The sequence below is a fragment of the Halolactibacillus alkaliphilus genome (genome assembly GCF_900115465.1).
Classification (GTDB): domain Bacteria; phylum Bacillota; class Bacilli; order Bacillales; family Amphibacillaceae; genus Halolactibacillus; species Halolactibacillus alkaliphilus.
In genome coordinates this window covers 102,015-120,924 of sequence record NZ_FOWN01000005.1, presented here as the reverse complement: position 1 = coordinate 120,924, position 18,910 = coordinate 102,015, and the positions used below count along the sequence as shown (strand labels likewise).

General features: G+C 37.8%; 21 protein-coding genes and 1 other annotated feature. Of the genes, 2 read left to right on the top strand and 19 right to left on the bottom strand.

Annotation, left to right across the window (positions count from 1 at the left end; genetic code table 11):
- Window positions 1–7 precede the first annotated feature (7 nt).
- The 3 genes from aroE to BM163_RS03830 are packed head-to-tail and all read right to left on the bottom strand — an operon-like array spanning window position 8 to window position 2,463.
- Window positions 8–838: a shikimate dehydrogenase gene (gene aroE, locus BM163_RS03840; protein ID WP_089800417.1), complete on the bottom strand. Its 831-nt coding sequence runs from the start codon at window positions 836–838 to the stop codon at window positions 8–10.
- Window positions 839–850: 12 nt separating this feature from the next.
- Window positions 851–1,960 (bottom strand): ribosome biogenesis GTPase YqeH, encoded by a 1,110-nt coding sequence (gene yqeH, locus BM163_RS03835; RefSeq protein WP_089800416.1) that lies wholly within the window; start codon window positions 1,958–1,960, stop codon window positions 851–853.
- Complete coding sequence (locus tag BM163_RS03830) at window positions 1,939–2,463, bottom strand: YqeG family HAD IIIA-type phosphatase (protein WP_089800414.1); 525 nt, start codon at window positions 2,461–2,463, stop codon at window positions 1,939–1,941. The genes yqeH and BM163_RS03830 overlap by 22 nt, the downstream gene beginning before the upstream one ends.
- Window positions 2,464–2,783: 320 nt before the next feature.
- Here BM163_RS03830 and sda point away from each other — a divergent pair, with 320 nt between their 5' ends.
- Together sda and sigK are read left to right on the top strand one after the other, a co-directional pair.
- Window positions 2,784–2,942, top strand: a complete 159-nt coding sequence (sda, locus tag BM163_RS14185) for a sporulation histidine kinase inhibitor Sda (protein WP_089800413.1) — start codon at window positions 2,784–2,786, stop codon at window positions 2,940–2,942.
- Window positions 2,943–2,974: 32 nt separating this feature from the next.
- Complete coding sequence (sigK, locus tag BM163_RS03820) at window positions 2,975–3,679, top strand: RNA polymerase sporulation sigma factor SigK (RefSeq protein WP_258390163.1); 705 nt, start codon at window positions 2,975–2,977, stop codon at window positions 3,677–3,679.
- A 42-nt stretch (window positions 3,680–3,721) separates the two neighbouring features.
- On the opposite strand, the gene mtnN is transcribed toward sigK, so the two are convergent.
- The 16 genes from mtnN to cymR all read right to left on the bottom strand — a co-directional run bounded on the left by mtnN (window position 3,722) and on the right by cymR (window position 18,840).
- On the bottom strand, window positions 3,722–4,414 hold the full coding sequence (mtnN, locus tag BM163_RS03815) for a 5'-methylthioadenosine/S-adenosylhomocysteine nucleosidase (RefSeq protein ID WP_089800409.1): 693 nt from the start codon (window positions 4,412–4,414) through the stop codon (window positions 3,722–3,724).
- 29 nt (window positions 4,415–4,443) lie between these two features.
- Window positions 4,444–5,181, bottom strand: coding sequence for a YrrS family protein (locus BM163_RS03810; RefSeq protein WP_170243621.1), 738 nt, complete (start codon window positions 5,179–5,181; stop codon window positions 4,444–4,446).
- A gap of 158 nt (window positions 5,182–5,339) precedes the next feature.
- On the bottom strand, window positions 5,340–5,816 hold the full coding sequence (gene greA, locus BM163_RS03805) for a transcription elongation factor GreA (RefSeq protein WP_089800406.1): 477 nt from the start codon (window positions 5,814–5,816) through the stop codon (window positions 5,340–5,342).
- A gap of 165 nt (window positions 5,817–5,981) precedes the next feature.
- Window positions 5,982–6,623 carry a uridine kinase gene (gene udk, locus BM163_RS03800; protein WP_089800404.1) on the bottom strand — a complete coding sequence of 214 codons (642 nt, stop codon included), beginning with the start codon at window positions 6,621–6,623 and terminating at the stop codon, window positions 5,982–5,984.
- Complete coding sequence (locus tag BM163_RS03795) at window positions 6,620–7,288, bottom strand: O-methyltransferase (protein WP_229675495.1); 669 nt, start codon at window positions 7,286–7,288, stop codon at window positions 6,620–6,622. The genes udk and BM163_RS03795 overlap by 4 nt, the downstream gene beginning before the upstream one ends.
- Window positions 7,289–7,353: 65 nt before the next feature.
- The gene (gene mltG, locus BM163_RS03790) at window positions 7,354–8,553 is read right to left on the bottom strand and encodes an endolytic transglycosylase MltG (protein WP_229675496.1); all 1,200 of its coding nucleotides are present in this window, start codon (window positions 8,551–8,553) and stop codon (window positions 7,354–7,356) included.
- A 198-nt stretch (window positions 8,554–8,751) separates the two neighbouring features.
- Window positions 8,752–9,033: a DUF1292 domain-containing protein gene (locus BM163_RS03785; protein WP_062319041.1), complete on the bottom strand. Its 282-nt coding sequence runs from the start codon at window positions 9,031–9,033 to the stop codon at window positions 8,752–8,754.
- A 22-nt stretch (window positions 9,034–9,055) separates the two neighbouring features.
- On the bottom strand, window positions 9,056–9,469 hold the full coding sequence (gene ruvX / locus BM163_RS03780; RefSeq protein WP_089800403.1) for a Holliday junction resolvase RuvX: 414 nt from the start codon (window positions 9,467–9,469) through the stop codon (window positions 9,056–9,058).
- A gap of 1 nt (window position 9,470) precedes the next feature.
- Complete coding sequence (locus BM163_RS03775; RefSeq protein ID WP_089800401.1) at window positions 9,471–9,737, bottom strand: IreB family regulatory phosphoprotein; 267 nt, start codon at window positions 9,735–9,737, stop codon at window positions 9,471–9,473.
- Between the two features lie 90 nt (window positions 9,738–9,827).
- Complete coding sequence (gene alaS / locus BM163_RS03770) at window positions 9,828–12,461, bottom strand: alanine--tRNA ligase (RefSeq protein WP_089800399.1); 2,634 nt, start codon at window positions 12,459–12,461, stop codon at window positions 9,828–9,830.
- A 104-nt stretch (window positions 12,462–12,565) separates the two neighbouring features.
- Window positions 12,566–12,773, bottom strand: a binding site (T-box leader).
- Between the two features lie 40 nt (window positions 12,774–12,813).
- Window positions 12,814–13,017, bottom strand: a complete 204-nt coding sequence (locus tag BM163_RS03765; protein ID WP_089800397.1) for a YrzR-like zinc ribbon domain — start codon at window positions 13,015–13,017, stop codon at window positions 12,814–12,816.
- 65 nt (window positions 13,018–13,082) lie between these two features.
- Window positions 13,083–15,395: an SF1B family DNA helicase RecD2 gene (gene recD2, locus BM163_RS03760; protein ID WP_229675497.1), complete on the bottom strand. Its 2,313-nt coding sequence runs from the start codon at window positions 15,393–15,395 to the stop codon at window positions 13,083–13,085.
- Window positions 15,396–15,415: 20 nt separating this feature from the next.
- Window positions 15,416–16,075 (bottom strand): tetratricopeptide repeat protein, encoded by a 660-nt coding sequence (locus BM163_RS03755; RefSeq protein ID WP_089800392.1) that lies wholly within the window; start codon window positions 16,073–16,075, stop codon window positions 15,416–15,418.
- Between the two features lie 22 nt (window positions 16,076–16,097).
- Window positions 16,098–17,207 (bottom strand): tRNA 2-thiouridine(34) synthase MnmA, encoded by a 1,110-nt coding sequence (gene mnmA / locus BM163_RS03750; RefSeq protein ID WP_089800390.1) that lies wholly within the window; start codon window positions 17,205–17,207, stop codon window positions 16,098–16,100.
- Between the two features lie 14 nt (window positions 17,208–17,221).
- Window positions 17,222–18,370 carry a cysteine desulfurase family protein gene (locus tag BM163_RS03745; RefSeq protein WP_089800388.1) on the bottom strand — a complete coding sequence of 383 codons (1,149 nt, stop codon included), beginning with the start codon at window positions 18,368–18,370 and terminating at the stop codon, window positions 17,222–17,224.
- 50 nt (window positions 18,371–18,420) lie between these two features.
- Window positions 18,421–18,840, bottom strand: a complete 420-nt coding sequence (gene cymR / locus BM163_RS03740; protein WP_089800386.1) for a cysteine metabolism transcriptional regulator CymR — start codon at window positions 18,838–18,840, stop codon at window positions 18,421–18,423.
- Window positions 18,841–18,910 lie beyond the last annotated feature (70 nt).

Genomic DNA, 18,910 nt, shown 5'->3' with positions numbered 1-18,910 from the left:
CCTCGTTTCATTTTATTAATTTTTCTTCAAATGCTTGAATAACTGGTCGTACATCAACAGTAAAACCTGTCCAAAGTTTAAACGCTAATGCCGCTTGATAAACGAGCATCTCATGCCCATGATGAATCTGAGCCCCTCTTTTTTTTGCGTCTTGTAATAGCGTTGTATGAAATGGTTTATAGACAATATCACTTACAACGGTATCCTTTGATAAGTGTTTTAGACTGATCGCTTGATTTCGGGTGTGAGGTTCCATTCCGACAGACGTTGTATTGATTATACAGTCATACATATCGAGCGTTTTTTCAGCTTCTTCATAGCTGATACCCGCCAATTGTTTTGAACCTGATAGTGACTCAAGTAATGCATCTGCTTTTTCCACCGTACGGTTACAAACAGTAATCGCGTCACATATCTCATTATTAAGCGCATGAACAATTCCGCGGCTTGCACCACCCGCACCTAACACAAGAAAGCGACTTTTCGTTGTAAATAACGCTGGAAAATGGTATTTGAGCGAGGTGACATAACCTCTCCCATCAGTATTATATCCAATCCACTTGTCATCCTCTACAACTACCGTATTGACCGCTCCTATTGCTTCTGCTTCTGAGTCAACACGATCAAGAAACGGCAAGATATCTACTTTATACGGAATCGTAATGTTAAAGCCATCACAGCCCATTTCCTTTAAACGTGTTACTTCTTCACTAAATGTTTTCGGTGATATTTCTTTTAATTCATAGTGACCTTCTAGCTTGGCTTGCGATAAAAAAGCTTGATGTAAAAAAGGTGACATTGAGTGACCAAGTGGGTAACCTAATAAATAAAACTGCATCTTTTCACCTACTTATATAATAGCTGGTCGAACGCTAACAGGGACATCACTTGGCGATGACACAGCGAGCGTTGCAGGGGCACCTGAAAGTGTAATCCAACCTAGACCTGGTAGAACAATGTCTGTCTTATCTTCAGATATTTTAAACGTTCTCTCTTGTAACGGTGGATATTCAGCTTTAGATTCGGCACTTGGCGGAGTTAATAAATCACCTAAATGGTCTACATAGAGTTGATCCGCTTTTTCAAGTTTCGTTCGGTGAATATCTAAGGCATTAGAAAAGTATAACACAAACGGTTGCTTCTCACCTTTAATAAAATCAATCCGGACTAATCCACCAACAAACAACGTTTGTTGGTCATTCAATTGATATACACGCGGTTTTATTTCTTTTGTTGGGGTAATTGTTTTGATATCTTGCTTAGATAAATAATGCGTAAGTTGCTGACGATTAATAACGCCTGGTGTGTCATAAAGACTCGCATGTTGATCGAGAGGAATATCTATAAAACCAAGTGTTGTACCAGGAAAGTATGATGTTGTAATCGCATCTTTTGTTCCTGTTGATTCACTGATTAAATAATTAATAAATGTTGATTTTCCTACATTGGTACATCCAACAACATATACGTCTTTCCCTTTACGATACCACTCAATGTTTTCCTTCGCCTCTCCAAAACCTTTACCTGTTTTAGATGAAACTAAAAAGACATCTTGTACAGTCAAGCCATAATCTTTTGCTGATTTTTTCATCCATTGCTTTAGTCGACGTAAATTTGTTGATTTAGGTAATAAGTCAATTTTGTTACCAATAAGAATAATGGGGTTATTGCCAGTTAATCGGTGTAAACTCTTAATAAAACTACCGTTAAAATCAAACACATCTACAATCTTTACAACTAAGCTCTTTGTCTTTGCAATCTGACTGATCATCTTTAAGAAATCACCATCAGAATACCCTACATCTTGCACTTCATTATAATGTTTAAGTCGGAAACAACGTTGACAAATAATTTCCTCATTTTCAAGTGCTGATTTGGGTACAAATCCTGCTTTTTCTTTATTTTCTGTTTGAATCTCTACACCACAGCCTTGACATGTTATTTTTTCTTCCCTTGCCATTCGATCCAACCTCTTTTCTCTAGTTTATTTAGTATAAAACGTTCAATTTTTCGGTTAAACTTTGTTGCTTTATCATCTGTTTGCAAGATTGGTACGACAAGAATGGTATGAAAACCGCTACGATTACCGCCAAGTATATCTGTCATAATCTGGTCACCAATGACGACCACTTCTTCTTTCTTTAACTGCATCTCTTTTAGAGACTTGTAAAAAGCTGTTTTTAACGGCTTGTTTGCCCGATGAATGTACGGTCGATTAAGTGGTGTAGTAAAATGCTTTACTCTCTTTTTATCATTATTAGACACAACACTCACCTTAATGCCATGTTGAGCCATTTGATCAAACCACTCAGTAATAGCTTCTGTAGCATCAGGTTCATTCCAAGCGACTAAGGTATTATCTAAATCAGTTATAATTCCCTTAATATTTCTTTCCTTTAATAATTCTGGTGTGATTTCAAAAATATCTTTAACGTGTTGGTCAGGTAAAAACTTTTTCAACAAAATTAACTCACCTCAATATGTTCATTGTATAGCTTTATTATATGCGTGAACAAGTTTATTCACATATGTTTCAGCCAAACTGACATTATTTTATCATAACATGACAAAAAGCGTTCGACAAATCTCTCCATTATTTTCGTTGTGGATAACTTTATCTACATACCAATAACTTCGTAAGTTTACGTATATAAAGGTTTTCTAATAGTCCAAGCTGAATTACACACAGTTTATCTACAGGTTTTACACAATTCGTCTTAAGTTGTCAAAATAAAACGGATTTGATAGAGTATACTTATCCTTAAAAGAAAGGAACGAAATTAATGCACCATCTATCCAATCACCAACTCATTGAAACATTAGAAAAAGCGAAACAACTTTCGTTAGATAAACACTTCATTTTATTAATTTTTTTAGAGATGGAGAAAAGACAGCTTAACAAACCAAAAAAACATCAGCATAATTCAGTTCATTCATCATAAGTTATATTATAACGAAAATGGTGGTGATTGTATTGTCAACTTGGTTTTTTCTTCTTCACTTCCTGATGAATAACAGCTTTTTGTTTGTGACATATGTTAAACACCAAACCTTTCCTCATCCGTTAAAAAAAGAAGAAGAGCATGCCTTTATCTCCGCAGCTATAGCTGGAGATCAAGATGCCCGGCATAAACTCATTGAACATAACCTACGGCTAGTCTGCCATTTAGTCAAGAAATACGAAAAAAAGTCAACACATCAAGATGATTTAATATCCATAGGCATTATCGGCTTAATTAAAGCAATTGATACGTACCACCCGGACAAAGGGACCAAATTAGCTACTTATGCCGCTCGTTGTATTGAAAACGAGATTCTCATGTACTTCAGGCAACAAAAGAAAACGACTAAAGAAACATCTTTAGAAGAACCAATCGGACATGATAAAGATGGCCACGCTATCTCCTTATTGGACGTGTTAACTTCCCCTAATATTGACCTAGATGAACAACTCCAAACACATCAGGACCTCGTCAAAATAAAGAAGTACTTCCCCCTATTAGACGCACGTGAAAAAAATGTGCTCGTTATGCGCTTTGGCTTATTTAACTGTGAAGAGAAAACACAAAAACAAATAGCACAACAACTTAATATCTCTCGTAGCTATGTCTCACGTATTGAAAAACGTGCATTATACAAACTATACCAAGCCTATCAACAAGATATATCATCAAATTAAATGCCATGCAAAAGCACCTGCTCTCACACGGCATCTTAAAGTTTATAATTTTGTTAATACAGTCATAATCATTTCAGCCGCATGTTTTGCTGCTTGATCTAAATACGCTTCAAAAGACACATTTGATTCTTTTCCAGCAATATCAGATAATGACCGAATAATTACAAAAGGTACTTGGTACTGATAACATACTTGAGCAATTGCCGCAGCTTCCATTTCGACGGCCATTGCCTCAGGTAAATGTTCTAACACAACGCCCACCTGGCTTTTTGATTGCATAAAACTATCTCCTGTTGCAATTAAGCCTTGCTTTGATTTTACTTGATCGTGTTCACTGATCGCTTCTTCAATCGCATGAATTAATCGGGTATCTGCATGATACATAGCAGGCATGCCTGGCACTTGACCATATTGATAATTAAAAGCACGCACATCAACATCATGATGCACAACATCTCTGCCAATGACAATATCACCTACAGACAAACTTTCATCAAGTCCACCAGCAGAACCTGTATTTATCACCGCTTCTACATTAAACCTTTCCAGTAAGATCGTCGTTGCAAGCGCCGCATTTACTTTTCCTATGCCTGACTGCAATAAAACGATGGACTTTTCTTTTAATGTACCAACAGTAAATTGGCAATTGGCGACAGTCACCTCATCCTTTACAACCATCTGCTGTTTTAGCAGTCTTACTTCTTCATCCATTGCACCTATAATGCCAATTGTCACATCTCTATCCCCTATCTCCATATACGTTTCTAGTTGGTCTCATCAACTTCTGTTATATTTTCTTGGTCGTTGTCACTATTGCTATTAGATGAAAAACGATTCATCTGGTCATGACTATGTAACATATCTACTTGTGTCGGCGTATAGCCCTGATTTTCTCTCCACTCGATATGTACGCGGAAGTTTTCACTAGATAAACGGTCAGTATATGTCGTAATCACTTTTCCAGGTCCGTTACCACTGACCCATAAATATTGCATATTTTCCGCATCAATCCCTGTAGCGAGTGTCGCTGCTTGTAACATTTCTTTCCAGTCCGTTGAATCTTTTTCAAAGCTAATCGCGTGTGGCTCTTCTTGCACCGTAAGAATAGGTTGCCAATCTGCCGTATAGCTTGAAACGACATTTTCTTCCGCAGACTCAACAAAGGTTAATTCATAATCATCCGGCGTTTTAGGTGACAAATCCCCATCAGCCTCTGTATTTGGTCTATCCGTTGGTCCATCCTCTTCGTCGTCTTCATCGTCAGTAGGAATGATATCTGATCGTTCTGATTCATCATTCTCTTGATCCAAAGCTGTTGGGTCGTCCATTCCCTCTTCATTTGCCCCACGGTCACTGTACATCAAATTTGCGATGATCGGCGCACTTATAATTGATAGTATAAAAATCAGAAGAATGCCTACCAAAACAATGATCCAACGATTGTTTTTACGTTTTTTCTTTAGACGTCTTGTTCTGCTGAATACTAAGTCTTCATCTTGCACAATGAGTCGCCTCCCTATACTTCATACTACAACCTTTAGTATACAATAGTTCTCGATCACGCGCTATAAATCAAAAGAAAAAGTGACTTTTCTTAGGCGAGGGAGAGCAGCCTTTGATGACCGGTCTCTTAGACGAAAGAAAGCCACTGTATTCACAATTATTTTACACCTGTAATACGCACAAGCATATCGCCACCAGGTGTCGGGACACTCACTTCCTGACCAATCTCACAGCCGATAAGGCTTTTAGCTATAGGTGAATCGTTTGAAATTTTACCTTCAAACGGATCAGCTTCAGCACTACCAACAATAGTATATTCTTCTTCATCACCATCTGGCAATTCAACAAATGTCACTGTACGCCCCATTTGCACAGTTGATTGATCACTATCATCATTCTCGATAATAACAGCGTTACGAATCATTGTTTCAACTTGAGTAATACGCGACTCAACGAAGGCTTGATCATCTTTTGCAGCATCGTATTCTGAGTTCTCTGACAAGTCTCCAAAATCACGTGCAACTTTGATACGCTCGACAACTTCTGGACGTCTAACTGTTTTTAAATGTTCTAATTCACGCTCTAACTTTTCTTTACCTTCTTCGGTCATATAATAACTTTTTTCTAAAGCCATGACTAACTCTCCTTTTAATACAATTCACGTTATGTGTCTCTTTTATAGTATGCCATCTTTTATTCAATGATGATTAAAAGACTATTAAAAATCATAGTAACGGATTCTCAACAATATTTCAATAGCTTTTTACATTTCCTTCATAACTTCTGAAAGCGTTTTGCATTATTTATGTTGTTTGGTTAAAATCATTTCGATTTTAGTGGCCATAATATCAATAGCCACATGATTCTCTCCACCTTCTGGGATAATAAGGTCCGCGTAGCGCTTGGTTGGTTCTGTAAACTGCAAATGCATGGGTCTTACGACCGTTAAGTATTGTTCAATGACTGAATCAATCGTCCGTCCACGTTCATTAATATCACGTAATAATCTGCGTATAATCCGTAAATCCGCATCCGTATCAACAAAAACTTTAATGTCCATCAAATCTCTTAAGCGCTCGTCCTCAAGGACAAGAATCCCTTCTAAGATGATCACTTCTTTTGGTTCAACTAACATCGTATCGTCTGATCGTGTATGACGTTTAAAGTCATAGATTGGCTTTTTTATTTCTTGATGATCTAATAACTGTTGCATATGCTCAACTAATAGATCATTATCAAATGCGAATGGATGATCATAATTTGTTTTTAATCTCTCTTCAAATGGTAAATGCGATTGGTCTTTATAATAGAAATCTTGTTCAATCACTAAAACCGATTTGTCTTCAAAACGATCACAAATTGATCGGGTTACTGACGTCTTGCCTGAACCTGAACCGCCTGATACACCAATTACAATTGGTTTACTTCTTTCACTTGTCATTTAGAAAACTCCTTTTCTTCATTCGGTTGATCAGATTGCGTTGTAATAGCCACACCATCACCTATTGGGACAATGATGGTCTCATAACCTGGCAAACTGCTTAACCATTGATTGTATTTATCTATTTTTTGAGAGAGTTTTGCTAATCTCTTACTTGCTTCTTGCGCATCAGATACATAACCTTTAAATAGGACATTATCCGTAATAATAACCGCATCTGATTGAATATGTTGAGTAAACGTTTCAAAAAAGCGTTGATACTGACCTTTAGCCGCATCAATAAATATCATGTCATATGGACCCTTACTGTTAAGTTCTTCAGCTATATCAAACGCATCGCCAAGTAATAGTTCAATTTGGTGATGTTTATCATAAGCCTTTATATGCTCAACAGCTTCATCGTAACGCGCGCGATCACGCTCGACGGTCACAATGTGTATAGTTTCATTCACACTTGCCATTTGTAAAGATGAATAGCCAATGGCAGCCCCTATCTCTAAAATGCGCTTAGGTGCTTTTAATCGAATCAATTGTTTTAAAAAAGCAATCCCATCACGTTCCATAATGGGAACATTTTGCAATTTTGCTTTTTGCTCAATGAGATCAAAAGGAAAATCAGACGGTTTAATCAATGAGGCTACATAGCCAAATACATGATCTTTCACTTAGTTCCCCCCTATTTTTTACTTGTACATAGAAAATCAGGGAAGTCAACTTCCCTGATTAGATTTTAAATATCACGATTTAAATATTCATTTGCTTTTCGACGATGTTCTTCGAATGTTTCAGAATAATAAATATTACCTTCTGCCGCAACAAAGAACAAATAATTTGTTTCTGTTGGGTTCAACACAGCATCAAGTGAGCTAACACCAAAGTTAGAGATAGGACCAATAGGTAAACCAAAGACTCTATACGTATTGTATGGTGAGTCAATTTCTAAATCTGAAAAGAGCACACGATCTTTATGTTCTCCGAGCGCATAAAGCACTGTAGGATCTGTCTCAAGGCGCATACCTTCTTCAAGTCGATTATAGAAGACGCCAGCAATTAACTTACGCTCCTCTTCGTTACGCGCTTCACGTTCCACGATTGAGCTAAAAGTGAAAATCTCATGGACACTAAATTGCTCTAATTCATCAATCTCACCATAATACTCCAACAAAACGTCTTCTGTTCTATCAAGCATTTGTTCAACTAATGACTCTACTTTTGGATTTTCTTCATATACGGGATATGTTGCCGCGAATAAATAACCTTCTAGCGGATATCGAATGTCATCATCTAAGATGACTTCTGATAAAATACTAGGATAACGTTCAATAAGTGATTTGATGTAATCTTCATCACGCATTAATTCTAGAAAAGCGTCTTCATCAATATTCGCGTTATTTGCTAAAAGTCCCGCAATTTCTTCGATTGTCCGCCCTTCAGGAATGGTTACATAAAAAAGTGCCTCTTCATATACACGACCAGATTGTAAAGCATCAGAAACCTCTGCAAGCGTCATACTTGGTGAGAGTGTATATTCTCCAGCTTGAAAATCAGCCACGTTATTTACTTTAATATAAATTCGATAGATGAGCGCATTATTAATAATGCCATTGTTTTCTAAAATATCTGCAATGGTTGATGATGAAGATCCTAATGGAATATCTACAACCACTTGCTCATCACTTGCTTCATTTACAGGGCTCAATCCATCTGTAATATAATCATAAACTAACTTCCCGCCAATTCCAAACAACAACAATAAAACAAGCAGTGAAACGACGACAATTTTTCGGGTAATACTTGCCTCTTTTGCTCGCACTAAGAAATTAGCGCGCATTTGTTGTTTCGTCTTTTCAAATGTATTAGTTGAAACTGATTCATCATTAATTTCATTTTTATTAGTTAATTCTGAGTTGTCTTTTTTTTCATTTGTCACATGCGTCCCTCCTCATCTGATACATTATACTAAAAGCTGCGTGATTTTTCCACAGGTTTCTCTTAATTATCGCTAATGGGTCAACAACCGAGCTTATATTTAAAAAGAGGGGATGCACAATCATCATTCCTTTAGCTTAGTAACACCAAAGAAAAAGCATACAATGGCATCACGCACCTTTGTATGCTTTTACATATATTATAGATCCATCTGATCAACGAGCGTATTGAAAGTCTCTTCAACAATATCCCATTCTTCGTCAGATTCGATTGAAAATAACATTAAGTCGTCCTGATTATCTTTTTCCTCATATCGGAAAACAAACACTTCTTGCTCTTCATCCTCAGATTGCTCAACAGGGACAACCGCAACATATGATTGGTTATTTTCCTCGATGTCGAAAGTGAAAATCACCTCATACAAGTTTTCTTCTCCATTTTCACCAGGAATAATTATGCGTTCTTCTTCAATTAAAGCCATTTAATATAGCCTCCTTTTGTTTTTATTTTGAATCAAGGTAACCTTGTAAAATCATGACAGCAGCCATTTTATCGATGACTTTTTTTCGTTTTTTTCGACTCACATCTGCTTCAAGTAAAATACGTTCTGCTGCCATGGTAGATAGACGTTCATCCCACATAACAGTTGGTAAATTAAATGTCGCTTCGATATACTTAGCATATTCTATCGCCTTTTTACCTCGGTCACCTACATCATTATTCATGTGTTTCGGTAAACCGACAACAACTTCTGAAATCTCATGCTCTTTAATAATTTTGGCTAACGCTTCGTCTGCTGATGCTACATCTTCTTCATCCCAACGAATCGTTGTAATGCCTTGTGCTGTCCACCCTAACATATCGCTTACAGCAACACCAATCGTTTTAGAACCGACATCTAAACCCATTTTTTTCATGTTATACCTCTTTATGTTGATCAATGAAATCTTTCACTAACACTTCGATGAGTTCATCACGATCGAGGCGACGAATAAGGTTTCGTGCATCCTTATAACGCGGTATATACGCAGGATCACCTGAGAGCAAATAACCAACAATTTGATTAATAGGGTGATAGCCTTTTTCCTCTAATGCGTCATACACAGTTAATAAGACGTCTTTAACGTTCGTTTCAACTGGTTCCTCTGAGAAGTTAAATTTCATCGTCTGATCCATATTCTCCATACTAACACCTCGTCCTTAACTGAAGTTTTCTTCTTTTTCGTATTCTTAGACTTACGTCCATTATACCGTTAAACTGGATCAATTAACAAGTTATCCAATAGAAGAAATCATAGTTTTTACTTCTTGAAGTGCTTCTTGAATTTTTTCTGGTGATTTACCACCCGCTTGAGCCATGTCCGGACGGCCACCACCGCCACCGCCACAAATTGTTGCAGCCTGTTTAATCAACTTCCCAGCATGATACCCACGTGCCACTAAATCCTTTGATACCCCACTGGCAAATTGTACTTTTCCATCATTGGTTGTCGCAAGTAAAATAATACCCGATGGCATTTTCTGCTTTAAATCGTCAACCATGGCACGTAACTGATTCATATCAGACACATTTACTTGTTCAATTAAACAACTTACCTCATTAATTTGTTCAATTTTATCTAAAATATTCTTTGCTTCCTGGGTCGATAATTTCTGTTGCAGCGTATCATATTCTTTTTGCAATTGTTTAAATTCCTTAAATAACTGGTCAAGTTTTTCTGGAACAGCAAGTGGTGTCGCTTTTAATAAGTGACCTGCTTCTTTTAGCGCGCGCTCTTGGTTACTAACAAATTCATACGCCCCTTTTGCTGTAACAGCCTCAATTCGGCGCGTGCCCGCACCAATACCTGATTCAGAAACAAGTTTAAACAAGCCGATCTCTGCTGTATTATTCACATGGCAACCACCACAAAGCTCGAGGCTATATTCACCTACTTTAACAACGCGGACAACATCACCATATTTTTCACCAAACAACGCCATGGCACCCATCGCTTTCGCTTCATCAATTGAATAGTGAGCGATATCAACCGGTAAGGATGCCCAAATTTGTTCATTTACTTTTGACTCAACTAAGTGTAATTCCTCAGCTGTAACGGCACTAAAGTGTGAAAAATCAAAACGCAAGCGTCCATCATCAACAAGTGATCCGGCTTGATTCACATGTGTACCGAGTACGTCTTTTAATGCTTGATGCAGAAGATGTGTGGCTGTATGGTTTTTCTCAGTTAATAATCGACGCGTTTGATCAATTTCCGCGGACACAGATGAATCTAGCGTTAGATGTCCTTGAACAATCTCCACACGATGGAGGTGTTGGCCTTTTGGTGCTTTTTTAACTTCTTTAACTAGCGCTTTAAATGTATCATTAAAAATTATACCTAAGTCTGACTGTTGACCGCCACTTTCTGCATAAAATGGCGTTTCGGCTAAAACGATAAACGCTGTTTTTCCGCCTGTTTGTTCAACAAACGTTTGGTTTTCAATAATTGATACAACTGTTGTATTAACGAGATATTGATCATAACCGACAAACGTGCTCTCTCTTGTTAATTCACTAAAAACACCGTCTTGTACTTGCATCGAATCAACTTTTTGACGCGCATTACGTGCGCGTTCTCTTTGCTTTTGCATTTCCTCAGCAAAACCTGCTTCATCAATTGTAAAACCTTTTTCGTGCGCGTATTCTTCTGTTAGCTCTTTAGGAAAACCATACGTATCATATAACTTGAACACATAAGCGCCTGGGACAACTGTTTCATTTTTCTTTTTTTGTTCATCGATAATTTCTGACAAGATAATCAAACCATCATGTAATGTTTCATGGAAACGCTCTTCTTCTGTTTGAATAACATTCATAATAAACGCTTGTTTTTGTTTGACTTCAGGATAAAAAGCTTCCATTATTGATGCCACTGTCGGTACAAGCGATGCCATAAATGCGCGTTCAATGCCCAATTGTTTACTAAAACGCACCGCGCGTCTTAATAGACGACGTAAAACATAGCCACGCCCTTCATTTGAAGGTAAAGCACCATCTCCTACCGCAAAACTCACAGTACGAATATGGTCACTAATTACCTTAAAAGCTGTATCTGTTTCTTTACTATCACCATAATTATAACTTGTTAATTTTTCAACTTCTTTAATAATTGGTAAAAACAAATCCGTTTCAAAATTTGTTTCAGTCCCTTGAATAACTGACACCATCCGCTCTAAGCCCATTCCCGTATCAATGTTTTTCTTCGGTAATGGCGTATACGTATCATCCGGATTATGATTGTATTGTGAGAAAACTAAATTCCAAATTTCCAGATAGCGGTCATTCTCGCCGCCTGGATATAGCTCAGGATCTTCAGGATTATTGCCATAAGCTTCTCCACGGTCATAAAAAATTTCTGTATTTGGACCACTCGGCCCTTCACCAATATCCCAGAAGTTTTCTTCCAAACGAATAATCCGCTCTTCAGGTAATTTGATTGCGTCTTTCCAATAATGAAATGCTTCATCATCTTCTGGATGAACAGTCACCGAAATTTTTTCCGGATCAAAACCTATCCACTTGTCACTCGTTAAAAATTCCCATGCATACTTAATGGCTTCTTCTTTAAAGTAATCTCCAATTGAAAAATTCCCTAACATTTCAAAGAAAGTATGGTGACGAGGCGTATAGCCTACATTTTCAATGTCATTTGTACGAATCGATTTTTGCGCATTTGTTATACGCGGATTCTCTGGAATCACACGCCCGTCAAAGTATTTTTTTAACGTCGCTACCCCTGAATTAATCCATAGTAAGGTTGGGTCTTCTTGGGGAATGAGTGATGCACTCGGTTCCACACGATGACCTTTTGATTCGAAAAAATCTAAGAACATTTGTCTTACTTCACTTGAGGTTAATGCTTTCATTTGTTTTCTCTCCTTTTAATCTCGCATTTTTTGTTTATATTTACCATTATCCATCTAACCAGTAAACCGAAGACAACGTAAAAAACCCCCATCCCTGCAAAAATTGCAGGGACGAGAGTTAACTTCGCGGTACCACCCTGATTATAGCTTTAGCTATCACCTTAGGTGAATGATAACGGTATTCAGCCGGTAAAGGATTAGTTTACACTCTAAACGAGCTTCCATATCTCTTCATTTCGTTAACCTTTCAGCCTATGGGCTAACGTCTCTATAAATGGGCTGATATGTACTCCTGTTTGTCTACGTTTTTTCATTCGTTTCATCGATATTATAGAGAATCTTTCACCAGATGTCAATCGCATACTTGACTCATCTGAACATCCTCTATTTTTTCTTCTCGCGAAGAGACCGCTAAATGCACATCGCCTTCTTCATCAATCATGTATCCAAACCACTCAGCGCCTTTAACTTTAAATTCTAAGCAGCACTCAGCGCAATAGTAGTGACCAGGACCAATAACACCTAAGGTAATGTATTGACAATGATAACAGCGCAACCGAAATCACCTCTTTTTGGCTCAGTATGGCCAAAATAGCGACTTTTATACACGAATTGATGTTATTATAAAAAGTCAAAAGGTGATAATGTCTGTTCTTCTATATCTTCTTCTAGCTGTTGACGGAACGCTTCATCGGTAAATACGTTGGTGATTTTTTCAATCAGTGATGTGTAGCGTTCATTCGTATCAATTTGAGACACCCCATCTAAAAACGCTTGTTTATCACCGCAAATAATCAATGATTGCTTCGCTCGTGTCATCCCGGTGTATAATAAATTCTTTTTTAACATCCGGCGATACGCGCGGTCTACAGGCATCACAACGATTGGAAACTCACTACCTTGTGATTTATGAATCGAAATACAATACGCATGGGTAATGTTAAGTAAATCATTACGCGTATAAATAACATCATCATCTTCAAAAGTAACAACCACTTGTTCCTCTTGTTCGATGTTTTCATTTTCCCTAAAGATCGCGGTAACTTTACCAATATCACCGTTAAAAACATTATCTTCAGGTTGATTGACAAGTTGAATAACTTTATCGCCTGTTCTAAAGATTTGATCTTTGGTATGAAGTTCACGAACGCCTTGTCTTTTCGGGTTAACCATCGCTTGGATGCGCGCATTAATTTCGTTAATACCTACGTCAGTCTTATACATTGGCGCGAGTATCTGTAAGTCCTGAATATCAAAACCTCGCTCAATTGCCCGTAAGACGATCGTTTCAATGGAAAGTAAGAGATGTTCACGCTGGCAAGGTATAAAGTTGAAATCATTTGCCTTCGATAAGTCCGGTAATACGAGTGTATCGTGTTTGACTTTGTGGGCTAAGGTAATGATTTTCGATCCTTCTTTTTGTCGATACACTTCATCTAATTTAATTTTAGGCATTTGATTACTGTGGAGTAAATCACTTAACACTTGGCCAGGTCCAACTGAAGGTAACTGGTCCTCATCACCGACAAGGAGTACTTGCATACTGGAAGGAATGGCTTTAAAAAGTTGATTAGCTAGAAAAATATCGACCATCGAAAACTCATCAATAATAATCATTTTTCCTTCTAACTGATTATCTTGGTCTCTTTCAAAGTTTTGGTGCCCGTCCCAGCCCAGTAGGCGATGAATCGTATACGCGGGAAGCCCCGTTGACTCAGTCATTCTTTTAGCTGCACGACCTGTTGGCGCAGCTAAAATATAGGGGAATTCACTGCGTTTTTTATAATCTTGTAGCTGTATGCTAACATTATTCAGCTCACTAAACGCTTTTAATATTCCTTTAATAACGGTAGTTTTTCCTGTTCCTGGTCCACCAGTTAAAATCATAATTTTCGTCGTGAGCGCTTGTTTAATAGCTTCATACTGAACTTTACCATATGCTAAGTGCTCATCTTCTTCAATTTCACCAACCACTTTCAGTAATTCCGCTTCCACTAAGGATTCCTCAACTACTTGTTCACTAATTCTTTTCAAGTGTGTCGTAAAGCCCGCCTCCGCATAATAACTTACAGGTAAGTAAATGCGCTGGTCTTCTTCAACTAAATAATCTTCTTCATGCATCTCTGTTAACTCTTTTAAAATCAGCTCATCTGTAATATGATAACGCCGCGCTTCAAGTAAACGTCCCACTCTATCAATCAGTACTGGTGTAGGCAAATATACATGCCCCTCATTGAGCGCTTCATTAAGCACATAAAGAATCCCTGCTCGGATGCGAGAAGGGTGATTTAATTGAATGCCTCGATCAGAAGCAATTAAATCAGCACGATGAAAACCAAACCCTTCTATATCAAAGACATATTGATAGGGGTTCTCTTCTAGTATTTTAATGGCCTCATCTTGATAATGTTGATAGATTTTTTGAGAAAGTTTAAGACCAATTCCTACTTTTTGCAGAGCGACTACAATTGTATCAAAACCTTGATATGTTTTTAATCGCTCAACGAGGATCTCACGACGTTCATCATTCAGCCCTTTAATACCGGTTAAAACTGTTGGGTCTTGAATGATTTTATTGATTGCCCCTTCACCTAATGCCTCGACAATGCGGTTTGCTGTTTTCTTTCCTATTTTAGGAAATAAATCACTGGATAGATAACTTACGAGTCCTTCTTCGGTTTTTGGCACATATCTTTCATAATGATCCACTTGGTATTGTTGCCCGAACTTTTTATGGTTAACAAAGGTGCCGTAAAAGACATACACTTCGCCAGGAAATATTTCACCGAAATAGCCCTTAATAACCAATTCATCTTCATCCAATGTTTCATTCGTTTTTAACACTTTAATTTTCGCAATAGAAAAGTGTTCGGCTTGATTAGTATATATGGTATAAATCAGTTCACCACGGATATAATGCGTTTCTTCTGACACAGTCACCGCCCACCTTCTTACTATTGGTCTAATAATGTTTTTATTTGCATAAGCGTTCCTTGTGCGAGTGTATGGTTTGGTTCGATTGTCAGCACATGCTCTAAGTCTTTCATTGCTTGATCTGTTTTTTCTAAAAATAAGTCGGCAAGCGCTCGATTATATCGTGCGTCTGCATGTGTCGGCTGACTTTTGACGACTCTATCAAACACTTCTCGTGCTTTTTCGAATTCTGATAATTCAGCCAATGTTAACCCATACTGCATAGCGACTTCATTATCATACGGTTGAAGCTCAGTTGCACGCATGAAAAAGGGAAGTGCTTGTTTAACCTCTTCCCGATTAATATGTGCTAAGCCTATCATAAAGTAAACATCTGCTTCCGTTAACCCTAAATCAAGCGCTTCTTTATAAAAACGAAGTGCTTGTTTATATTTTTTAAGCTCAAATGCAATATTACCTAGTCCATAATAAGCTGTCGCCGCTTTTGAATCAAGTGCAATTGCCTGATTATAAAACTCCTCTGCGCGTTGGTAATCATTCAAATGCGCAAGAACATGTCCAAAATTAATATAGCCTATTGGATTCTGAGGCTCTATTTCAATCGCATCATGAAAAGCTTTAACCGCCATTTCATAATTCTCTTCTTGCATATATTTTATTCCTGTTTCTATTAACGTCATTATTGGCCTCCTTATAACCGCCTTATCCTAAATAGTCTAGACGTTGACCATCTTTATAGACTTCATCTATCGTTGCCCCACCAAGACACACGTCACCTTGATAAAAGACAACAGCTTGACCTGGTGTAACAGCTTTTTCTTCATCATCAAAGCTAACATATAGTCGTCCATCAGTTTGTTGTGTGACCGTCACACCTGAGTCTCTTTGGCGATACCTGAATTTAGCGGTTGCTTTAAAAGTTTTGTCTTGGATAGAATTCACAAAATTAACATCACTAGCTAATAATGCATCAGATGATAGATACGGATTATTTTCGCCTGCTTCAACATATAATACGTTCTCTTCTAAGTTTTTACCAACAACAAACCACGGGCCACCAGGGCCACCGATGCCTAGACCTTGACGCTGGCCAATCGTGTAATACATCAATCCATCATGCTCACCCTTGTCAACGCCATCCATCGTTGTCATTCGGCCGGGTTGCGCAGGGAGATATTCACTTAAAAACGTTTTGAAATCTCGCTCACCAATAAAGCATATACCCGTACTATCTTTTTTCTTAGCAGTTGCTAAACCATGTGTCTCTGCGATTTTACGCACGTCACTTTTAGGCAGGTGACCTAGTGGAAACATCACTTTTTCCAGTACATCACTTGATAATTGATTTAAGAAATATGTTTGATCTTTATTCGTATCAACACCACGTAATAACTCGATTTTTCCATTTGTTCGCCTCAACTGTGCATAATGACCTGTCGCCACATAATCAGCACCAAGTGAAAGTGCATGGTCCAAAAAGGCTTTAAACTTAATTTCTTTATTACACATCACATCTGGATTCGGTGTACGCCCTTTTTTATATTCATCTAAAAAGTAGCTAAACACTTTATCCCAATATTGCTTTTCAAAGTTAACCGCAAAATAGGGTATATCTAGCTGATTACAAACACGAATTACATCTTCATAATCTTCTGTCGCGGTGCAAAATCCGTCATCATCCGTATCATCCCAATTTTTCATAAAGATACCGATAACATCGTAACCTTGTTCCTTTAAAAGTAAGGCGGTAACTGAAGAATCAACGCCACCACTCATACCGACGACAACACGTGTATTTTTATTGTCGTTCATCGTTATCTTCTCCTTTAGTTGTTTAGCTTGCGCAGACGCTCTATTACTTGTTTAACACGTCTCGCCGCTTCTTTTATATTTTCATCTGAGTGATTGATACCGAAACTAAATCGGATCGCACTTTTTGTTCGTTCACTCTGCTCACCATAGATAGCTGTTAAAACATGAGAGGATTCCATCGCACCTGCTGTACAAGCACTTCCTGATGACACAAGTATACCCTCCAAGTCTAAGTTCATTAGAACTTGTTCAATGTGTGTCCCTAAAAAACTTACATTTAAGATTAATGGACTTGTCTCATCAAGCTCTGAATTAACGCATACGTTACTTAACGTATTTAACTCATTGAAAAATAGCTTTTTTATGCGTTGATAATGTGCATTGCGATGTAATTCCGTACCATGTATTAATTCAACAGCAGATTTAAAGCCGACAATACCAACAATATTCTCCGTTCCAGGACGGCGCTTACGCTCCTGTTCACCACCAAAATGTCGTGCTTGTAACTTCACATCATGCTTTTTATATAAAGCACCAATGCCTTTTGGTCCATTAATTTTATGGGCTGTCAGAGTTAATAAATCTACCCCGAGTTTATTAACATCCATTGGCATAATGCCATACGCTTGGACAGCATCGGTATGGAAGTATGCTTGATGGTCTTTTATTAATGCCCCGATGTCTTCAATAGGTTGAATCGATCCTACTTCATTATTGACCATCATAATTGATACTAATATCGTATCATCACGTAAAGCTTGTTTAACATCGTCCAGTTCAACAACACCTTTAGTATTTACCGGCAAATAAGTGACGTCAAAACCGATTGTTTCAAGGTAATGGCAACTGTCTAACACAGCATGGTGCTCAATATTAGTCGTAATGATATGCTTACCTTTATCTCTGTATTTTAACGCTGTACCGACAACGGCTAAGTTATCAGCTTCTGTCCCACCACTTGTGAAGATGATGTCCCGCTCATCTGCTTTTATAGATTGAGCAATGACACGTCTCGCTTCATCGACCACTTTTCTTGCATGACGGCCATACTGATGAATACTTGACGGGTTACCATAGTTTTGTTTCATCACATCCGTCATTTTGTTGATGACTTCCGGATGGAGCGGGGTTGTTGCAGCATGATCAAAATAGATCGTTTCCATTACCGTCATCCTTTCCAATTCTAATTGTTACATCTCTTGACTGCGGCTAATTAAATATAAAACATATAAGGATCATTTTCTCCTGATTCTTTATAACTAGCTAAATCATCTAACGTTGTTGTATCAAGAACATTCTTTACAGCATCACGAATTTGTATCCATAAATGTTGTTTTTCTGGACTTTCATCTTCAATACCTTCTACAGGTGTGATGGGTCCTTCTAAAATTCGAATGATATCGCCTGCGGTAATTTCATGGGCAGATTTAGCGAGTTTATAGCCCCCATAAGCGCCACGAACACTTTTCACTAATCCGGCATTTCTTAAAGGTGGCACGAGTTGTTCTAGGTAATGCTCACTTAGTTGATGTTCTTCTGCAATTTTTTTTAAAGATACCGGACCTTCACCTACATGTTTTGCGAGAACAATCATAACCGTTAAGCCATAACGTCCTTTCGTTGAAATCTTCATCTATTAACACTCCTAGTCGTTTAATTCTGCTGTCATTATAGCATGAAGGCAAGCTATTTCGCTATGTCTT

Bases quoted from the DNA above. Each gene is read 5' to 3' on its own strand.
- aroE (WP_089800417.1), bottom strand. From the start codon at position 838: ATGCAGTTTTATTTATTAGGTTACCCACTTGGTCACTCAATGTCACCT.
- ruvX (WP_089800403.1), bottom strand. From the start codon at position 9,469: ATGAAAAAAATGGGTTTAGATGTCGGTTCTAAAACGATTGGTGTTGCT.
- BM163_RS03785 (WP_062319041.1), bottom strand. From the start codon at position 9,033: ATGGCTTTAATTGAAGAAGAACGCATAATTATTCCTGGTGAAAATGGA.
- udk (WP_089800404.1), bottom strand. From the start codon at position 6,623: ATGACAAGTGAAAGAAGTAAACCAATTGTAATTGGTGTATCAGGCGGT.
- greA (WP_089800406.1), bottom strand. From the start codon at position 5,816: ATGGCTTTAGAAAAAAGTTATTATATGACCGAAGAAGGTAAAGAAAAG.
- BM163_RS03745 (WP_089800388.1), bottom strand. From the start codon at position 18,370: ATGGAAACGATCTATTTTGATCATGCTGCAACAACCCCGCTCCATCCG.
- alaS (WP_089800399.1), bottom strand. From the start codon at position 12,461: ATGAAAGCATTAACCTCAAGTGAAGTAAGACAAATGTTCTTAGATTTT.
- yqeH (WP_089800416.1), bottom strand. From the start codon at position 1,960: ATGGCAAGGGAAGAAAAAATAACATGTCAAGGCTGTGGTGTAGAGATT.
- BM163_RS03775 (WP_089800401.1), bottom strand. From the start codon at position 9,737: ATGGAGAATATGGATCAGACGATGAAATTTAACTTCTCAGAGGAACCA.
- sda (WP_089800413.1), top strand. From the start codon at position 2,784: ATGCACCATCTATCCAATCACCAACTCATTGAAACATTAGAAAAAGCG.
- cymR (WP_089800386.1), bottom strand. From the start codon at position 18,840: ATGAAGATTTCAACGAAAGGACGTTATGGCTTAACGGTTATGATTGTT.
- BM163_RS03755 (WP_089800392.1), bottom strand. From the start codon at position 16,075: ATGACGTTAATAGAAACAGGAATAAAATATATGCAAGAAGAGAATTAT.
- mnmA (WP_089800390.1), bottom strand. From the start codon at position 17,207: ATGAACGACAATAAAAATACACGTGTTGTCGTCGGTATGAGTGGTGGC.